The organism is Modestobacter roseus, from assembly GCF_007994135.1.
GTDB lineage: Bacteria > Actinomycetota > Actinomycetes > Mycobacteriales > Geodermatophilaceae > Modestobacter > Modestobacter roseus.
In genome coordinates this window covers 2,087,136-2,104,668 of sequence record NZ_VLKF01000001.1, presented here as the reverse complement: position 1 = coordinate 2,104,668, position 17,533 = coordinate 2,087,136, and the positions used below count along the sequence as shown (strand labels likewise).

Annotated in this window: 15 protein-coding genes; 6 read left to right on the top strand and 9 right to left on the bottom strand. The window is 74.2% G+C overall.

Translation table 11 applies throughout. The annotated features are described in order from the left end of the window. Positions 1–6: 6 nt before the first annotated feature. Positions 7–2,109: a S9 family peptidase gene (locus JD78_RS10020; protein WP_228394864.1), complete on the bottom strand. Its 2,103-nt coding sequence runs from the start codon at positions 2,107–2,109 to the stop codon at positions 7–9. 161 nt (positions 2,110–2,270) lie between these two features. Further along, positions 2,271–2,990 (bottom strand): iron-dependent transcriptional repressor DtxR, encoded by a 720-nt coding sequence (locus tag JD78_RS10015; RefSeq protein ID WP_153355885.1) that lies wholly within the window; start codon positions 2,988–2,990, stop codon positions 2,271–2,273. A 189-nt stretch (positions 2,991–3,179) separates the two neighbouring features. On the opposite strand from JD78_RS10015, the gene JD78_RS10010 reads away from it, so the two are divergent. Beyond that, positions 3,180–4,364 (top strand): acetoin utilization protein AcuC, encoded by a 1,185-nt coding sequence (locus JD78_RS10010; RefSeq protein ID WP_153355888.1) that lies wholly within the window; start codon positions 3,180–3,182, stop codon positions 4,362–4,364. A gap of 66 nt (positions 4,365–4,430) precedes the next feature. Continuing rightward, positions 4,431–7,118, top strand: a complete 2,688-nt coding sequence (locus JD78_RS10005; RefSeq protein ID WP_153355891.1) for a bifunctional acetate--CoA ligase family protein/GNAT family N-acetyltransferase — start codon at positions 4,431–4,433, stop codon at positions 7,116–7,118. 208 nt (positions 7,119–7,326) lie between these two features. Here JD78_RS10005 and sigB read toward each other — a convergent pair whose 3' ends face one another. After that, positions 7,327–8,310, bottom strand: coding sequence for an RNA polymerase sigma factor SigB (sigB, locus tag JD78_RS10000; RefSeq protein ID WP_194290377.1), 984 nt, complete (start codon positions 8,308–8,310; stop codon positions 7,327–7,329). A gap of 247 nt (positions 8,311–8,557) precedes the next feature. Then, on the bottom strand, positions 8,558–8,989 hold the full coding sequence (dtd, locus tag JD78_RS09995) for a D-aminoacyl-tRNA deacylase (protein ID WP_153355894.1): 432 nt from the start codon (positions 8,987–8,989) through the stop codon (positions 8,558–8,560). A 154-nt stretch (positions 8,990–9,143) separates the two neighbouring features. Here dtd and JD78_RS09990 point away from each other — a divergent pair, with 154 nt between their 5' ends. Then, complete coding sequence (locus tag JD78_RS09990; RefSeq protein WP_153355897.1) at positions 9,144–9,893, top strand: hypothetical protein; 750 nt, start codon at positions 9,144–9,146, stop codon at positions 9,891–9,893. A gap of 41 nt (positions 9,894–9,934) precedes the next feature. Here JD78_RS09990 and JD78_RS09985 read toward each other — a convergent pair whose 3' ends face one another. After that, positions 9,935–10,555, bottom strand: a complete 621-nt coding sequence (locus JD78_RS09985; RefSeq protein ID WP_153355900.1) for a DUF305 domain-containing protein — start codon at positions 10,553–10,555, stop codon at positions 9,935–9,937. A 119-nt stretch (positions 10,556–10,674) separates the two neighbouring features. On the opposite strand from JD78_RS09985, the gene JD78_RS09980 reads away from it, so the two are divergent. Continuing rightward, a complete protein-coding gene (locus JD78_RS09980) occupies positions 10,675–11,265 on the top strand; it encodes an HhH-GPD-type base excision DNA repair protein (protein WP_153355903.1) in 591 nt (196 codons plus the stop codon). A 148-nt stretch (positions 11,266–11,413) separates the two neighbouring features. Further along, entirely contained in the window at positions 11,414–11,758 is a 345-nt protein-coding gene (locus JD78_RS09975) for a DUF3099 domain-containing protein (RefSeq protein WP_153355906.1), read from the top strand. A gap of 5 nt (positions 11,759–11,763) precedes the next feature. Here JD78_RS09975 and JD78_RS09970 read toward each other — a convergent pair whose 3' ends face one another. Both JD78_RS09970 and JD78_RS09965 read right to left on the bottom strand, forming a co-directional pair. Continuing rightward, positions 11,764–12,648 (bottom strand): carbohydrate kinase family protein, encoded by an 885-nt coding sequence (locus JD78_RS09970; protein ID WP_153355909.1) that lies wholly within the window; start codon positions 12,646–12,648, stop codon positions 11,764–11,766. Further along, positions 12,648–13,577, bottom strand: a complete 930-nt coding sequence (locus JD78_RS09965; protein WP_228394865.1) for a pseudouridine-5'-phosphate glycosidase — start codon at positions 13,575–13,577, stop codon at positions 12,648–12,650. Before JD78_RS09965 ends, JD78_RS09970 begins: the two co-directional genes overlap by 1 nt. 70 nt (positions 13,578–13,647) lie before the next feature. Here JD78_RS09965 and JD78_RS09960 point away from each other — a divergent pair, with 70 nt between their 5' ends. Further along, positions 13,648–13,875: a DUF3039 domain-containing protein gene (locus JD78_RS09960; RefSeq protein WP_153355915.1), complete on the top strand. Its 228-nt coding sequence runs from the start codon at positions 13,648–13,650 to the stop codon at positions 13,873–13,875. A gap of 154 nt (positions 13,876–14,029) precedes the next feature. Here the strand turns inward: JD78_RS09960 and JD78_RS09955 are convergent, their stop codons facing one another. Further along, entirely contained in the window at positions 14,030–15,052 is a 1,023-nt protein-coding gene (locus JD78_RS09955; RefSeq protein ID WP_228394866.1) for a YihY/virulence factor BrkB family protein, read from the bottom strand. A 146-nt stretch (positions 15,053–15,198) separates the two neighbouring features. Further along, positions 15,199–17,454 carry a VanW family protein gene (locus JD78_RS09950; protein ID WP_153355918.1) on the bottom strand — a complete coding sequence of 752 codons (2,256 nt, stop codon included), beginning with the start codon at positions 17,452–17,454 and terminating at the stop codon, positions 15,199–15,201. Positions 17,455–17,533: the final 79 nt, after the last annotated feature.

The following is a 17,533-nucleotide window of genomic DNA, read 5'->3' as shown; positions in this document are numbered from 1 at the left end:
GGCTGGTCACAGCAGCCCGGGGCGCTCCCACTCCTGGCCCAGCACGTGCTCGGCCAGGAATGCCAGCACCGTCTCGTACCAGACCGTCGCGTTCCCGGGGGTGAGCACCCAGTGGTTCTCGTCGGGGAAGTAGAGGAACTTCGACGGCACCCCGCGCTTCTGCAGGTCGTACCAGAGCCGCAGGCCCTCGCCGATCGGCACCCGGTAGTCCTTGTCGCCGTGGATGACCAGCATCGGCGTGCGGATCGCGTCGGCGAAGCGGTGCGGCGAGTTCTGCTCGTACCGCTTCGGCTCGGTCAGCGGGTCACCGAACTCGCGCTCCCAGTAGAACGCCGAGTCCGTCGTCCCGGCGAACTGGTCCAGGTGCCACAGGCTGGCGTGGGTGACGATCGCGGCGAACCGGTCGGTCTGGGTGGCGATCCAGTTGGCCATGTAGCCGCCGAACGAGCCGCCCATCGCCGCGGTCCGGGTCTGGTCGATCTCCGGGAGCGCCTCCGCGGCGTCCACGGCCGCCATCAGGTCGGTGTACGGGGCGCCGCCCCAGTCGCCCCAGCCGCGGCGGACGAAGTCCTGACCGAAGCCCTGCGACAGGGCGGGGTTGGGCAGCAGGACGGCGTAGCCGCGGGCCGCCAGCAGCCACGGTGTCCACCGCCACGACCAGGAGCTCCAGCTCATCAGCGGGCCGCCGTGCACCCACAGCACCAGCGGCGCGGGCCGCTCGGCGCTCGCGCCCTCGGGCAGCACCAGCCACGACTGCACCCGGGCGCCGTCGGTGGCGGTGGCGTCCAGCTCCCGCAACGTGCCGGGGAACGCACTGACGGTGCCGGGGTTGGGCAGTGGAGCCGGCTGCTGGCCGGTGGCGACCGGGTCCAGCCGCACCGGCACGGGCGGGGAGTCGTAGCCCGAGCGCAGGGCGTACAGCGCGCTGCCGTCCCGGGCCACCTGCAGGTCGCTGTAGGCGCCGTCGCCGGTCAGCCGCACCGGCGCGGCACCGTCCAGCGTGACCCGGAAGACCGCGTGCCGGGCGTCGTCGTCGGCGAGGAAGTAGACGCTCCCGCCGTCGGCGGAGAACTGCGGCGCGCTGGGCCAGCGGTCGAAGCCGGCGGTGAGGTCGCGGGTCTCGGCGGTGGCCGGGTCGACGAGCAGGAGTGTGTAGTCCGGCGGCTCGCTGAACGTGGACGCCGACTCGCGCACGCAGACCAGCCGGGTCGAGTCCGGCGAGAAGCGTGCGGAGTGCACGTCGGCCTGCGGGTCGTCGACCATCACCCGGGTCTCCCCGGTGGCGACCTCGGTGAGCACGAGCCGGGACCGGCGCCCGGCCGGGCCGTCGGGCACGTCCTCGCCGCGCGCGACGAACCGCCCGTCCGGGGAGACGGCGACGTCGTCACCGGAGCCGAGCGGAGCCCCGGCCCCCGGGGTCAGGTCACGCCACTCGGCCGGTTCCGGCCGGCTGCCGGGGGTGGGATCGGCGGGCAGCCGTCCGGCCCAGAACAGGTGCGGGACGGCCGGCCCCAGGTCGTGGTCCCAGAACCGGACCGGGTAGCTCTCGTGCAGCACCGCGGTGACGCCGGCGTCCTTGCGCTCCTTGCGCCGCTGCTCGTCGGCGGCCGCGTCCGCCGCCCCCGGGGAGGTCGAGGCGAGGACCGCCACCTCACCGGTGTCGGCGGCGACCAGCACCCCGCTGATGCCGGCGGGACGCTGCAGGACCAAGCGCGCCTCCCCGCCGTCGGCCGGCAGGCTCCACAGCGCGGACTTCGGTTCGCCTCCGTCCTTGCCCGCGTCGGGGTCGGGGCGGGCGGAGGTGAACAGCAGGTCGCCGGCCGGGGTGAAGACCGGCGACGACTCACCGACCGGGCCGCGGGTCAGGCGGCGCGCAGGGCGCCGGCCCGCCGGGTCGACCTCCCACAGGGCCGACTGCCAGGCGGTGCCCGCCGGGTCCAGCGTCGCCACCGCCGTGACCAGCCGGGTGCCGTCGGGGGAGAGGGCGAGCCCGCCGAGTCGCGGCAGGGCCATGAAGTCGGCGAGCCGGTGGAACGGGGTGGGCGGGGTGTCCTGCGGCTGCTCGCCGGAGGTGGCTGCGCCATGCGGGGGTGCTGGGGAGTCGCTCACCGGTGCCTTCTCTCTGTGCGTCCGGGCGGGTGCGCCGAGCCTAGTGAGCGGATCGTGAGCTCGGCGAACGAGTTGACCGGACGCCCCCGGGGTGGCCCCGGGGACGACGTGAGCCGCGACCCCGGGCGGGGTCGCGGCTCACGGGCGGAGCGGGAGGCGGTTCAGCTGACGCCGGCGGTCGCCTCGGCGGCCTCGACGGGGGTCAGGTCGTCGTCGACGGCGCTGACGAACACGTGCTGGGCGACGCCTGCCTCCAGCGGCTGCCCGTCGACGAGCACGGTGCCGTTGGACAGCGACGCGGTCACCGTCGAGCCCGGGCGAACGCCGAGGTCGGCCAGCGACCGGAGCAGCTGCCCGTCCTCCTGCAGCTGCTCGCTGATCCGCCGGACGACGACCTGGCGCCCCTCGGGGGTGGCCGTCGTCGACAGCAGGGTGAGCGCGTCGAGCACCGCGGAGGTGTCGCCCCCCAGCGCGTCGAGGCCCGGGATCGGGTTGCCGAACGGCGAGACCGTGGGGTTGTTGAGCAGGGTGAGCAGCTTGCGCTCCACCGCCTCGCTCATCACGTGCTCCCAGCGGCAGGCCTCCTCGTGGACGTCGGCGTAGTCCAGGCCGATGACGTCCACGAGCAGGCACTCGGCCAGCCGGTGCTTGCGCATGACGGCGGTGGCCAGGGCGCGCCCCTCGTCGGACAGCTGCAGGTGCCGGTCGCCCTGCACGGAGAGCAGCCCGTCGCGCTCCATCCGGGCCACGGTCTGGCTCACGGTCGGCCCGCTCTGGTGCAGGCGCTCGGCGATCCGGGCCCGGAGAGGGGTGATCCCCTCTTCCTCGAGCTCGAAGATGGTCCGGAGGTACATCTCCGTGGTGTCGATGAGGTCGTTCACGTCCACTCCTCCGTCAGGTGCCGCCGATTCTACGAGGCCCGGGCCACCCGGCGGGCTCCGACGAGCCCGACGCCGGCGGCGGCGCGAGGTGGGCGGCTCCCCGGTAGCGTCCGGGACGGCGGTGCACGCCCGCTCACCGGGGAGCGGGGGGACGGACCAGCACCGACGAGGACCAGCGAGGGAGGGCCCGTGAGCGACTCCGTCGCGGTGGTCTGGGACGACGCCCTGCTCGGCTACACCATGGGCGGCGACCACCCGATGCACCCGCTGCGGCTGGAGCTGACCATGGGGCTGGCGCAGTCGCTCGGCGTGCTGGACCGCCCCCGGCTGGAGGTGCTGCGCCCCACCCCGGCCGACGTCGACCTGCTCACGCTGGTGCACGACCCCGCCTACCTGGAGGCGGTGCGGCGCGCCCCCGACGACCCGGCCGCCGCCGGGCACGGCCTGGGCACCGCGGACAACCCGGTCTTCCCCGGGATGTACGACGCCGCCGCGCTCATCACCGGCGGCAGCGTGCTCGCCGCCCAGCAGGTCCACTCCGGCCGCGCCCAGCACGCGGTCAACATCTCCGGCGGGCTGCACCACGCGATGCGCGACGCGGCCTCGGGGTTCTGCGTGTTCAACGACGCCGCGGTCGCGATCGCCTGGCTGCTGCGCCAGGGCTACGAGCGCATCGCCTACGTCGACCTGGACGTGCACCACGGCGACGGCGTGCAGGCCGCCTTCTACGACGACCCGCGGGTGCTCACCGTCAGCGTCCACCAGACCCCGCTCACCCTCTTCCCCGGCACCGGCTACCCCGAGGAGACCGGCGACCCGGAGAAGGCGCTGGGCAGCGCGGTGAACCTGGCGCTGCCCAACGGCACCGACGACGCCGGCTGGCTGCGTGCGTTCCACGCCGTCGTGCCCAGCGTGGTGCGGGCCTTCGCGCCGCAGATCCTGGTCACCCAGTGCGGCTGCGACGCCCACCACGAGGACCCGTTGGCCGACCTCGGCCTCACCGTCGACGGGCAGCGCGCCTCCTACCGGGCGGTGCACGACCTGGCGCACGAGGTGTGCGAGGGCCGCTGGATCGCCCTCGGCGGTGGTGGCTACGGCCTGGTCCGCTGTGTGCCGCGGGCGTGGACCCACCTGATCGCCGAGGCCAGCGGTGACCGGCTGGCCCCGCACACGGAGATCCCGCAGAGCTGGCGAGACGACGTCCGCCGGCGCGGGCTGCGGGCCGAGCCCCCCGACTCGATGACCGAGGGCGGCTGGACCGGCTTCTCGCGGTGGGACCCGTTCACCGAGAACCGGGTCGACCGGGCCATCCTGCGCACCCGCACCGCCGCCTTCCCCTACTTCGGACTCGACCCGGACGACCCCCGTGATTAAGGACCATCCAGCCCCCCACCACTCGCGAGCTCGCGGCGGGCCCCTGCTGGATGGCCGGGAGGACCTGTGACCACGAGCCAGGAACCGGCTGCGCCGCCGCCGCACTGGGAGGCCGACGTCGTCGCCGCCGACGGCGGCACCGTGCACCTGCGCCCGATCACGCCCGAGGACGCCGACGGCATCGTCGGGCTGATGGACCGCAGCAGCGAGCAGACCCGCTACTACCGGTTCTTCGGGCCGGTGCGGCGCCTGGCGGACAAGGACCTGCACCGGTTCACCCACGTCGACCACGTCGACCGGGTCGCGTTCGTCGTCCTGCTCGGCGACGAGCTGATCGGGGTGGGCCGCTACGACCGGCTGCCGGGCACCGCCGACGCGGAGGTGGCCTTCCTGATCGAGGACGCCCACCAGCGCCGCGGCCTCGGGTCGGTGCTGCTGGAGCACCTGGCGGCCGCCGCGCAGGAGCGGGGGATCACCCGGTTCGTCGCCGAGGTGCTCAGCCAGAACTCCGGGATGATCCGGGTGTTCCAGGACGCCGGCTACTCGGCCAAGCGGTCCTACGAGGACGGCGTCGTCCACCTCAGCTTCCCGATCGCCCCGACCGAGAAGTCGCTGGCGGTGGCGCACGAGCGGGAGCAGCGCAGCGAGTCGCGCTCCATCGGCCGGTTGCTGACCCCCGGGTCGGTGGCGGTGGTCGGTGCGAGCAACGACCCGACCAAGGTGGGGTCGGCGGTGCTGCACAACCTGCTGGAGTACGGCTTCGCCGGGCCCATCTACCCGGTGAACCCCGCGGTGCGGCACGTGCGTGGCGTGCCCGCGCACGCCGACATCGAGGCCATCCCCGACGACGTCGACCTGGCCGTGCTCGCCGTGCCCGCCGAGGAGGTCGCGGGCGTGGTCGAGGCCTGCCGCCGCAAGCGGGTCAAGGGCCTGGTGGTGATCTCCGGCGGGTTCGGCGAGACCGGCCCGGAGGGGCGGGCCGCGGAGCGGGCGCTGGTGGCCTCGGCGCGCGCGTCGGGGATGCGGGTGGTCGGTCCCAACTGCCTGGGCGTGGTGAACACCGATCCGGCGGTCCGGCTCAACGCCAGCCTCGCGCCCCACGTGCCCGGGCGCGGCCGGGTGGGGTTCTTCGCCCAGTCCGGCGCGCTGGGCGTGGCGCTGCTGGAGCGGGCCCGGGGCCGGGGGATCGGGCTGTCCAGCTTCGTCTCCGCCGGCAACCGCGCCGACGTGAGCGGCAACGACCTGCTGCAGTACTGGGCCACCGACCCGGCCACCGAGGTGGTGCTGCTGCACCTGGAGAGCTTCGGCAACCCGCGCAAGTTCGCCCGGCTGGCCCGCAGCGTCGGGCGCACCAAGCCGGTGGTCGCGGTCAAGAGCGGCCGGCACGTGAAGATGACCGCGGGTCTGGCCGGCACCAGCGTGGCGGTGCCGGAGCAGTCGGTCGCGGCGCTGTTCGCGTCCGCGGGCGTCATCCGCGTCGACACCCTCGCCCAGCTGTTCGACGTCGGCACCCTGCTGGCCCACCAGCCGCTGCCGGCCGGTGACCGGGTGGCGATCGTCGGCAACTCCACGGCGATGGGCGTCCTGGTCGCCGACGCCGTCCTGGACCAGGGGCTGCAGCTGGCCCACGACCGGCCGGTCGACATCGGCACCGGCGGTGGCCCCGAGGACTTCCGGGCCGCGCTGCAGGCCGCGGTCGACGACGACGCCGTCGACGCGGTGGTCGCGGTGTTCCTGCCGCCGCTGCTGAGCGGTGAGCAGACCTTCGGCCGGGTGCTGCGCGAGGTCTCGGAGGGATCGGCGAAGCCGGTGGTCGCCAACTACCTGTCGACCGACGGCATCCCCGACGAGCTGGCGGTGCACGACGAGCACGGCATGCCGGCGCGCGGCTCGGTCCCGTCGTTCTCCACCCCGGAGCGGGCGGTGATCGCGCTGGCCAAGGTCAGCGAGTACGCCCGGTGGCGGCGGCGCCCGATCGGCGTCGTCCCGGAGCTGGCGGGGGTCGACGAGGACGCCGGTCGCGCGGCGGTGCTCGGTGCGCTGGACGGCACGCCCACCGGCCGGGACCTCACCGACGAGGAGACGATGGCCCTGCTGCGGGCCTACGGCATCCCGGTGCTGGGGACGCGGCGGGTCGACGACGCCGACGCGGCGGTCGCCGCGGCGGAGGCGATCGGCTACCCGGTGGTCATGAAGTCGACCGCCCCGTGGCTGCGCGACCGGCGTGACCTGGGTGGCATGCGCTTCGACCTGGCCGACGCCGACGACGTGCGCGCCGCGTTCGCGGCCATCCCGGCCGGCGACCCGGTGATCGTGCAGGAGCAGGCAGCGCCCGGGGTGGGCACGGTCGTGGAGGTGGTCGACGACCCGTCCTTCGGCGCGCTGGTCAGCTTCGGGCTCGGTGGCGTGGCGACCGACCTGCTGGGTGACCGCGCCTACCGGACGCTGCCGCTGACCGACCTCGACGCCCACGAACTGGTCCGGGAGCCGCGGGCCTGGCCGTTGCTCGACGGTTACCGGGGGAGTGCGCCGGTGGACACCGCGGCGCTGGAGGAGCTGCTGTTGCGGGTGGCCCGGCTGGCCGACGACCTGCCGGAGGTGCTCGGGCTGACCCTCGAGCCGGTGATCGTCGGCCCGGCCGAGGCGTGGCACGGCGGCCGCTCCCTGGTGGTGGCCGGCGCGGCCGTCCGGGTCGGCCCGCCCACCGCCCGCCTCGACGCCGGTCCCCGCCGGATGTTCCGCCCGGGTACATGAGAAGAGCCGCCGTCCCCCGGAGGGGACGGCGGCTCTGGCACTGCTCAGTCGGGACGGGCTCAGCCGGGAACGAGTACGGAGAACCCGGCCGTAGGACGGTCCGTGATCCGGGCGGGGCCGGAGACTCCCGCCCGGATCACGGCCAACGGCTCAGCGCAGCGCGGGTACGGCCGTTGGCCGCGGTGCGATCCGGAGGATCGCCATGTGCTCAGCCGAGATAGTCCCGCAGGGCGTCGGCGCGCTGCGGGTCGCGCAGCTTGGTCATTGTCTCCCGCTCGATCTGGCGCACGCGCTCGCGGGACAGCCCGAACTGCTTGCCGATCTGCTCCAGCGTGCGCGGCTGGTTGCCGTCCAGACCGAAGCGCATGATCACCACGTCGCGCTCGCGCTCCTCCAGCGTCTCCAGGACGTTGCGCACGTCGCCCTTCATCATCTGGAAGGCGACGGCGTCCTCGGCGACGGCAGCGTCGGCGTCCTCGATGAAGTCACCGAGCCGGGACTCCTCGTCGGCGCCGACGGTCTGGTCGAGGCTGACCAGGTCGCGGGAGTACTCGAGCAGCTCGGTGATCCGCTCCGGGGTCATGTCGAGCTCGAGACCGAGCTCCTCGGGGGTGGGCTCCCGCTCCAGCTCCTGGTGGATCCGGCGACGGGTGCGCACCACCTTGTTCACCTGCTCGGCCAGGTGCACGGGCAGCCGGATGGTGCGGCCGGAGTCGGCCATCGCCCGGGTGATGGCCTGGCGGATCCACCACGTGGCGTAGGTCGAGAACTTGAAGCCCTTGGTGTAGTCGAACTTCTCCACGGCGCGGATCAGGCCGACGTTCCCCTCCTGGATGAGGTCCAGGAACGTCATGCCGTGGCCGGTGTACCGCTTGGCCACCGAGACGACCAGCCGGAGGTTGGCCTCCAGCAGGTGGGCCTTGGCCGCCTTGCCGTCGGCGGCGAGCAGCTTGTAGTCGCGGGTCAGCGCCGGGGTCAGCTTCTTCTCGCCCAGCAGCCGGTCGGCGTAGAGGCCGGCCTCGATCCGCTTGGCCAGCTCGACCTCCTGCTCGGCGGTCAACAGCGCGGTCTTGCCGATGGTGTTGAGGTAGACGCGCACCAGGTCCGTCGACACCAGGCCACTGGTGTCCGGGGCACGGCGCGGCGAGCGCACCTCGAGGGTGTCGGTGGTGGAGGACTGCAGCAGCGTCACGATGAGTCTTCGTCCTTGCTTCGGTGTCCGGATGCACCGCGGCCCGTGTCGGCCCGCTGTGCACCCCGGCGTCGTCGGTCAGAGCGTCGGCCCGGTGGTGTCCGGGGTGGCTCTCCGCCCGTGAGGTCCTGTGTGGTACGTCGTGTGCAACGGACCGGGTCGGGAGGGTGTTCCGACCCGGCGGAACTCACAGGCAATGGCCAGGTGTGACTGACAGCACCGTCTCCCGTACCCGGCGGTGACCGGATCAGACCTGCAGGTGCAAGGTCATCGGGCCCTCGTTGACCGAGGCCACCTGCATCCGTGCGCCGAACCGCCCGGTCGCCACCGTCGTGCCGCGGCGACGCAGCTCGGCGACGACCTCCGCCACCAGCGGTTCGGCGACCTCCCCGGGCGCGGCGTCCTGCCAGCTCGGGCGGCGCCCCTTGCGGGTGTCGGCGTACAGCGTGAACTGGCTGACCACCAGGACGGGCAGCCCGAGGTCGCCGACGGACCGGGCGCCGTCGTCGGTGGTGAAGACGCGCAGCTCGTGCACCTTCCGCCCGAGCGCCCGGGCGCGGTCGGCGTCGTCGTCGCGCCCGGCGCCGACCAGGGCGAGCAGCCCGGCTCCGATCGCCCCGACCACCTCGCCGTCAACCGTCACCGACGCCGAGCTCACCCTCGTCACCACCGCGCGCACGGGGTCATCCTGACGAACGGGTCGACGGCGGACCCGGCGCGGCCCACGCGTCACGGCTGGCAGCAGGCAGACTGGCCGGGTTCCCCGGCTCCGTCCGACCGGCGCTCGCGTGCTCGTGGGGCAGGACCCCACCAGTGAGAAGGAGCGCCACCCCGTGCCGACGGCCGCTCCGATGACCGACAGCGGCACACCGCTGGCGACCCTGGCGGCCGCCGGTGTCCTGGTGCTGGTGCAACTGCTGGTGCCGAGGGCGCGCGAGGCGATCTCGCCCGGGTCGGCCTGGTTCCAGTCGGTCGCCGGTGGGCTGGGGCTCGCCTACGTCTTCGCCCGGCTGCTCCCCGACCTGGCCCAGCCGGCGACCGCGGACCAGGGGCTGCTCGGGGTGCTGACCCGGCACTCGTTCCTCGTCGCGCTGGCCGGCCTGCTGCTGTACTACGCGGTGCTCGACTGGGCCCAGGACCGGGACCGTCGCGAGCAGCGCCGACAGGGGCACCCCCCGACCCCGTGGCCGTTCTGGGCGAGCGGCGCTCTCTACCTGGTCTTCAACCTCTTCGTCGGCTACCTGCTCGTGCACCAGGTGCGCCCGGGTCCGGCCGAGCTGGCGCTGTACACGGTCGCGTTGTCCGCCCGGTACCTCACCGGGGAGATCTCGCTGCGCGACGAGGACCCGCGCGCCTACGACCGGTGGGTGCGGTGGGCGCTGGCCGCGGCCGTGCTGGTGGGCTGGGGCGTCGGCCTCGCCGTCGACCTGGGCGATGCCGCCGTGCGCGTCTTCTCCGCGCTGCTGAGCGGTTCGATCGTCCTGACCAGCCTCAAGCAGCAGCTGCCCGCCTCCGGACGTGCGCACGTCCCGGTGCTCGGTGCCGCCTGCCTCGCCTTCACGGCGTTGCTGCTCGCGATCTGACCCGGTCGCGCCGGCCGTCCAGGCTGCGTTCCCCGGGTCATTCAGGGCTGGTCGGACTCCGAGGCCGGGAGGTCGGGGCAGTCCCGCAGCGCGGCGCCGTCGAACTCGGGGACGGCCCTGGCCAGGGCCTCCTCGACCGTCTCGGCTTCGCCGTTCTCCTCGATGTCCTCGATCAGCCACTCCATCTCGGCGATCTCCCGCTCCTGGGCGACGATGATCTCGACGGCCAGCTGGCAGACGCGGACGTCGTCGATGTCCGCGTGCTCGGAACGGGTGATGGCCAGCGAGTGGTGCGGGATCATCGCCTGCATCCAGTCGGTGTCGGCCACCGTCGCCTGGCTCCGGTCGAGGGCGATGCCGCCGCCCAGCAGCAGCAGGCTGGCCGCGACGATCGCGATGTTGCCCTTCATGTCCTTGTACATGTTGAGCATCCAGGCCAGCATGACCAGCCCCATGGTGCCGCCCATGGTGATCGCCATGAAGACCCGGCTCTCGCTGAACTGGACGTGGCTCCACTCCCAGGTGGAGGCGAACATGGTCCAGTACATGACCACCATGGCGGTCAGGATCATGGCGCCGAAGCGCAGGTACATCTTCGTCTGGTGCGACATGCCGCCGCCGTGCTCCTGCTCGGTGCCCGCGTCGTCCTTCTTCGTCGCCATCTGGCCGGTTCTCCGTTCTCGCGTGGTCGGTCGAGGGGTCCAGCGGTGGTCGGAAGTTATCCGCTTGCCCGTGCGGGCGCACGGGTAAACGGGCTGTCCCGGTGCGGCAGGATGTCGGGGTGCCGACCCTCCGCCTCACCCAGGACGACGCCGCCGACGAACTCCTCGGCCGGGACCCGCTGGCGCTCCTGATCGGGATGCTGCTGGACCAGCAGTTCCCGATGGAGCGGGCGTTCGCCGGCCCCCGGCTGCTCGCCGACCGGCTGGGCGTGGGCACCCTGGACGCCACGGCCATCGCCACCGCCGACCCGGAGCACCTGGCGCGGGTGTTCCAGGGACCGCCGGCCGTCCACCGCTACCCGGGCTCGATGGCCGCTCGCACCCAGGACCTCTGCCGGCTGCTCGTCGAGCGCTACGACGGGCGGGCGGAACGGCTGTGGGCGGACGCGCCGGACGGCGCGACGCTGCTCCGGCGGGTGGGCGAGCTGCCGGGCTTCGGGGCGCAGAAGTCGAAGATCTTCCTCGCCCTGCTGGGCAAGCAGTACGGCGTCACCCCGGCGGGCTGGCGCGAGGCAGCGGGGGAGTACGGCGAGGAGGGCTCCCGCCGCTCGGTGGCCGACATCACCGACCCCGGCTCGCTGGCCGAGGTGCGCGCCCACAAGCAGGCGGTGAAGCAGGCCGCCAAGGAGGCGAGAGCCGCCCGCGGCTGACTCGCCCGGAGCGCCTGCGTGGCGCGCGATCGAGTGGCACGATGGGCAGCGAGGAGCCGGGGGCTCCGGGGGCCGGTCGTTCCACCCAGCACCAACTCCAGCCGACCACCGCCGCCCTTCCCCCGGCCCGGTCCAGGGAAGGGCGTCCGTGGCCTCCAGCCAGTCCACCAGCCGGCACCAGCGCAGCGAGCCGGTGCTCATCACCGAGGCGGAACCCAGCGTCTCCGACCAGCACGACGCCCGGGTGCGGCGGTACCTGATCACCATGGGCATCCGCTGTCTCAGCGTCATCGCGGCCGCGGTCAGCTACCAGTACTCGCTGTGGCTGATGATCGGTTTCGCGGTCCTCGGCACGATCCTGCCGTGGATCGCGGTGGTCATGGCCAACGACCGCCCGCCGAAGAAGAAGCTCGACCCGAACCGCTACCGGCCCTCGCCGCCGGACCGGATCCTCGAGTCCGGCAGCAGCAAGGCGCGCGTCATCGACGTGTGAGCGGCTCAGCGCGCGCCCGGCCGCCCCACGACGGTGGCGGCGCGCGCCAGACCGGCGTCGAGCGCCGGGCCCGCGTCGGGCGAGCCGCCGGCCTCGTGCCAGGCCGCCAGCACACCGGCGGCGAACGCGTCCCCGGCGCCGGTGGTGTCGACGACGGTCGCCGGGTGCGCCGGCCGGTGCACCAGCACGTCCCCCGCCGCCCACAGCGCACCGTCGGCGCCGAGGCTGACCACCACGACCTCGTGGCGGCCGGCCAGCAGTCGGGCCGCCGCGACCGGGTCGCTGGTGCCGGCCAGCAGGCAGGCCTCGGCCGCGTTCGGGAGCAGCAGCGTCGCCCCCGCGGTGTCGGCCAGCCAGCGCTCGACCCCGTACCCGCGCAGCGGGCCGGTGGAGGCGGGGTCGATCGAGACGGTGCACCCGGCGGCCCGGGCCGCCGCCAGCGCAGCCAGCCCCGCGGCCCGAGGACGGGGGTCCAGCAGGGTGTAGCCGGACAGGTGCAGGTGCCCGCCGGCTCCCGGCGTCGGGACGTCGTCCGGGTGCAGGGCGAGGTTCGCGCCGCGGTCGGCGAGCATGCTGCGCTCGCCGTCCGGCTCCACGAGGCTGATCACCGTGCCGGTGGCCGCGCCCGGAACGGTGCGCAGGGCCAGCCCGACGCCGGCCGCGGAGAGCTCGGCCGCCAGCGCCCGGCCCGCTGGGTCGTCCCCGGTGCAGCCGGCCAGCAGCACCGGTGTGCCGAGCCCCGCCAGGTGGGCGGCGACGTTCGCCGCGGCGCCACCGCCGGCGTTGCTGATCCGCGCCGGCCGGTCCGAGCCGGGCGCCGCGGCCCCGGCGAGCAGCACGACGACGTCGGTGCAGACGTCGCCCACGACCACGACCGGCGGCGCACTCATCAGCGGGACAGCGCGGCGAGCTCGGCGGCGATCTGACCGGCCAGCTCGGCGTTGCGCAGCACCAGCCGCACGTTGACCGCCAGGCTCGCGCCGCCGCTGGCCTCGTGCAGGTGGCCGAGGATGAACGGCGTGACGTCCTTGCCGCGGGCGCCGGCCGCATCGGCGGCGGCGAGCGCGTCGGCGATGACCCGGTCGTGCAGCCGGGTGTCCAGCTGCTGGTCGGCGGGCAACGGATTGGCGACGACGACCGCACCGGGCGCCAGGTCCCGGCGGGCGGCGAACACCGCGGCCGCCTCGGCGGCGCTGTCCACCGACCAGTCGACGGGGGAGCCGGAGTCGGCCACGTAGAAGCCGGGGAACCGGGTGGTGCGGTAACCGACGACGGTCACCGAGAGCGACTCCAGGCGCTCCAGGGTGGCCGGGACGTCGAGGATGGACTTCACCCCGGCGCACACCACGACCAGCGACGTGCGGGCCAGGGCGACCAGGTCGGCGGACTCGTCGAAGGTCTCGCTGGCGAGCCGGTGCACCCCGCCGAGCCCGCCGGTGGCGAAGACGCCGATGCCGGCGCGGGCGGCCAGCAGCGCGGTGCTGGAGACGGTGGTCGCGCCGCTGCGGCCCAGCGCGGCGGCGACCGGCAGGTCGCGCACGCCCAGCTTGGCCAGCTCCTCGTCGGCGCAGACCCGGTCGACCTCCGCCGCGGTGAGCCCGACGTGCGGCACCCCGTCGAGCACCGCGATGGTCGCGGGCACGGCTCCGCCTGCGCGGACGGCGGCCTCCACCTGGTCCGCCGCGGCCCGGTTCTCCGGACGCGGGAGACCGTGCGCGAGCAGGGTGCTCTCCAGGGCGACGACGGGGCGGCCGGCGGCGAGCGCGTCGGCCACCTCGGGTGAGACGACGGACGCGGAGGAGGGGGAGGGGTTCGGCACCCTGTCATCATGGTGGCGGCCCGTTACGGACCGGATGCCGGTCCGAACCCGAGAACTGAGGGAGCAGCCCATGAGCAGCGCCGACATCCTCGAGCGCCCGGACACCCGGGACGCCGACACCGGCAACGCCAACGAGGTCTTCCACTACGTCAAGAAGAACCAGATCGCCGAGAGCGCGGTCATGGGCACGATGGTCGAGGCCCTCTGCGGTGAGGTCTTCCCGGTGACCAAGAGCCCCAAGCCCGGCAGCCCGGTGTGCCCGGCCTGCAAGGAGGTCTACAACCAGCTCAAGAAGTAGCAGGGGGAACCGGCCCTCTGATCTCCGCGCGTCAGCGCGTCCGCGCCGGCGGCGCGGGGCCGGAGGCTCCCGCCGTCAGCGGCGGGGCTCCACCCGGTCCGGGACGGCACCTGGCCGCGGTTGGAGGCCGGCAGGCCGACCAGGAGCACAGTGCTCAGCGCATCCCGAGCTTGTGGGCCTCCAGCTCGATCTTCGCGGCCCGGCGTCGTTGCCGCCGGTCGTCGTGGCGCTTGCGCGGCGCCGGCCAGCGGGCCTCGATCGTGGCGTTGAGCTCGGCACCCAGCAGCATCGAGAAGCCCAGCAGGAAGCAGTAGAGCAGCGCCGCGATCGGTGCCGCCAGCGCGCCGTAGGGCAGCGCGGTGGTGAGGATGTCGGCCACGTAGCCGCGCAGCACCACCGCCGCGGCGATGAAGAAGGCCACGGCGAACAGCCCGCCGGGCAGGTGCCGGTGCCAGGGGATCCGCCGCGGCAGGATCACGTGGTAGAAGCTCGTCAGCGCCAGGACCAGGCCGATCACCACCAGCGGCCAGTAGACGGCGTTGACCAGCACCGTGGCGGTGCCCTGCCAGTCGGCCGGCAGCAGGTCGACGAGCGTCCCGCGGCCGAGCACCAGCAGCGGCAGGGTGAACACGGCGATCACCAGGCCCACCACGAACAGCCACAGGGCCTTGAGCCGCGTGCGGATCGGGCCGCGGACGTCGCGCTGGTCGTAGGCGATGACGATGGTGTTCATGAACGTCGCCGTCGCCGACGACCCGGCCCACAGCGAGATCAGGAAGCCCAAGCTCACGATCTCCAGTCGCCCCGACCCGAGGATGTCGTTGAGGGTCGGCTGCACCAGGTCGGCCACGACGCCTTCGGTGAGCGCCTGCGCGGACGCGGCGACGAGCTCCGCCTCGACCTGCTCGACCGCCTCGCGACCGATCCACGAGCTGAGGTAGCCCAGCGATCCCAGCAGCCCGATGAGCAGCGGGGGGACCGACAGGATCTGCCAGAACGCGGCCTCGGCGGAGAGCCCCAGGATCCGGTCGTTCCAGGCCTTGGCCACCGTGCGGCCGAGCACGTGCAGCGGTATCCGGATCGGCGCCGGCCAGCCGGCCACCCGGGTGCGCCGGACGCGGGTGGCACCCGGCGGTGCCGGGTCCACCGACGCTTCGGCGTCCCCGGGGTCGTCCACGGTTGCAGGCTCCGGTTCGCTCTCCGGGGACACCTGTTCCACGGAGGGGTGCGGAACAGCGGACGCCACCTGCCCAGTGTGCACGCCTGTCTGCCGCCGCGACCCCGGTCCACCGGTCGGGACGCCCCCGGGCGGGGGAGGAGCGGTCAGCCGCCCGGCGGCGTCGGCGTGGGCGTCGGCGTGGGTGCGCCGGACGCCGCGGGGTCACCCGGTGCCGGCTCGGCCGGCGGCGGGACGCACCGGATGATCGCCTCGGCGGCGTACCGGGTGTCGAAGGCCTCCCGCCGCAGTTCGGCTCCGGTGTTCAGGTCCTGGAACACCCGGGTCACAGTGATGTCGAACCCGGTGGAGCCGGACTGGGGGGTGCAGTTGCCGTCGTCGATCTTCTCCTGCTGGGCCGGGGCGCGCAGGTTCCGGCGGTCACTGCTGATCGACTCGATGTCGTAGTACCTGGTGCCCCAGAAGGTCACGGTGATCGACCCGGGCACCCACTCGGTCTGCACGTAGATGCCGGTGTCGGTGTCGTTGCGCCACTGCAGGTCGATCTGCCCCTCGTACACCGTCGCCTCCCGGCCGGCGGGGTAGCGGCTGATGTAGAAGCTGTGCGGCTTGTGGTAGACGTCCTCCAGGCCGGCGAAGAAGACGGCGTTGAACATCGTGGTCGCGAACTGGCTGATCCCGCCGCCGACCGCCTGGGAGAGCTCCCCGCCGCTGATCACCGCGGCCGGTACGTACCCCTGCGCGGTGCCCCGGGGGCCGGTGTAGCCGTTGAGGCTGAACGTCTCCCCGGGGAGCACCAGCGCGCCGTCGACCTCGGCGGCGACCACGCGGATGTTGGTGCCGCTGGCGGTGTTGGTGAAGTTCGTGCTGAAGGAGCTGACCTGCTCCTCGATGCCCAGCGCCTGCGCCTGCTCGGTGGTGAACTCGGCCGGCACGGGGCCGAGGACGGCGGTGACCTCGCGCGGAGCCGCCTGGGTGAGCACGGGGAGCAGCTGCTGGGCCAGGTCGGTGGGGTTGATGCCCTCGCCGTCGACCGACGGGACGACGGCGATGGAGTCCCCGGAGACCTCGAAGCGCGCGTCCTCCGCGGGGGAGCCGAAGACGGCGAACTGCTCGCCCATCTGCGACTTGAGCGCCTGCGGGTCGACGGCGACGGCGAGGGTGCCGTCCTCCTGGGGGGTGAAGGTCAGCGACGCGGCGATGGCCGCCACCGGGATCTCCGCCGAGTCGGCGCCGTCGGCGCCCACCACCCGCACGGGTGCGGCCAGGGCGGGGGTGACCGTCTCGTCGAGCACGCGCTGGGCCTCGGCGTCGGGCACCGTGGCCGGGTCGACGTCGACGGGCAGCTCGATGGCCCGGGTCGGGTCACCGCCACTGGCCAGGGCAGCGGTGATCGCCTCGGCCGCACCGTCGCGGTCCAGACGACGGCCGTCGGCGGCCTCGACCAGCCGGGGGCTGGTGCCCTCGATGACCACGGTCGCCTCGACCGGTGGCTGGTCGACGGTGGCGGCCAGCTGGTCGACCTGGGCGGTGAGCGCGGTCTCGTCGCCGGTGAGCACGGGGGTGACGGTGCGGTCGGCGAACAGCGTGGACAGCCGCGTCCAGGGATTGAGCGGCTGGTCGTCGGCGGCGTCGACGGTGGCCGGCACGTCGAGGGTGATGCCGGCCGCCGGCGGGTGGACGACGCCTTCGACGTCGCCGGCGAGCACCGGGTGGTCCGCGCTCACCCGGGGCCCCAGCTCTTCCTCCAGCCGCGTCGCCGCGGCCGCCGGGCTCAGCCCACCGATGTCCACCCCGCCGACCACGGTGCTCCGTGGCACGTCGCCCGAGGAGACCGCGAGGTCGATGCCGTACGCGGCGCCGAGCACGGCGACGGCGGCCACCGGCGCCAGCACCGCGGTGCGCCGCCACCAGGGACGGCCGGAGCCGGCGTCGCCGGCCGGCGGACCCTCGGGCCCGTCGCCGTCACCGTCCACGGGCGGGGGAGGAGTGGCTGTGTCATCGCCGGCACCCGGGGTGCCCGGGTCGACCGGGAGCAGGCTCGTGGACTCCCCGGGGTCGGATCCCGGGGAGTCGCCGGCCGAGCTGGTACCGGCGGCTGACCCGCTCTCCGCGGTGGTGTCGTCCGCTGCGGTGCCCTCCTCAGCGACGGGGGTGGCGGACGGGGGCGCCTCGACCGGCGGGGTGGCCGACCAGGAGACGGTCTCGTCCGCCGCCGGGGGCGCCACCACCTCGGCCGGGTCCGCGGAGCCGGCCGGCGTCTCGGCGGCCCTGGGCTCCGTCGGTTCGGTCGCGCGGGGAGGGGAGACGGCGGCGGGCGGCGGCGTGGGGCGGCCGCTGCTCACCGTGCCGTCCGGGTGCAACCGCACCGTGTCGCTGTCTCGGGCGGGGTCCTGCGGCATGACACGCACTCCTGCTCGGTCGGGACGGCCGGGCCGTCCCGGGGACGACGAAGCCGCCGGCCCCCCGTCCGCGCGAGGC